The sequence below is a fragment of the Neisseria sp. P0006.S004 genome, from assembly GCF_051963015.1.
Classification (GTDB): Bacteria; Pseudomonadota; Gammaproteobacteria; order Burkholderiales; family Neisseriaceae; genus Neisseria.
Window position 1 is genome coordinate 1 of the sequence record NZ_JBQCUS010000027.1, and the last position, 444, is coordinate 444.

Annotated in this window: 1 pseudogene; it reads right to left on the reverse strand. The window is 56.5% G+C overall.

Annotation, left to right across the window (positions count from 1 at the left end):
* Nucleotides 1-436, reverse strand: a pseudogene (locus ACTHR2_RS10540) (DUF6531 domain-containing protein); the annotation flags it as partial.
* Nucleotides 437-444: the final 8 nt, after the last annotated feature.

Genomic DNA, 444 nt, shown 5'->3' on the forward strand with positions numbered 1-444 from the left:
CGGCGCGGACGAGTTGGTTTTCTAAATCGTATTGGTAATATTGGTTTTCGCCGTCGGGCAGCTGGCGGTAGATCAGGTTGCCCAGTGCGTCGTAGGTGTATTCGATGCCGTTGTATTCTTTGAGGCGGTTGCCGCTGCTAACGTTGCTGCCTTTGCCCTTCCCTTCGGCTGTTTTGTCGGAAAGGATGTTGTGGGCGGGGTCGAAGGCGAAGGTTTCGCTGCGGCCGGTTTGGCTGTTGCGGGCTTCCTGAATGCGTCCGATTTTGTCGTAGACGTAATTAAGGACGCCGCTTCTTTGGTCGGCGCTTTGAATCAGGTTGCCGGCTTTGTCATAGGCGTAGCGGCGGTTGACGGCGCCGCCGGCCAACGGGTTTTGTTTGCCGTGAAGCGTTTGTGTGCCGTTCTGGATGGTACGCTGGCTTTTTAGACGACCCATGGGGTCGT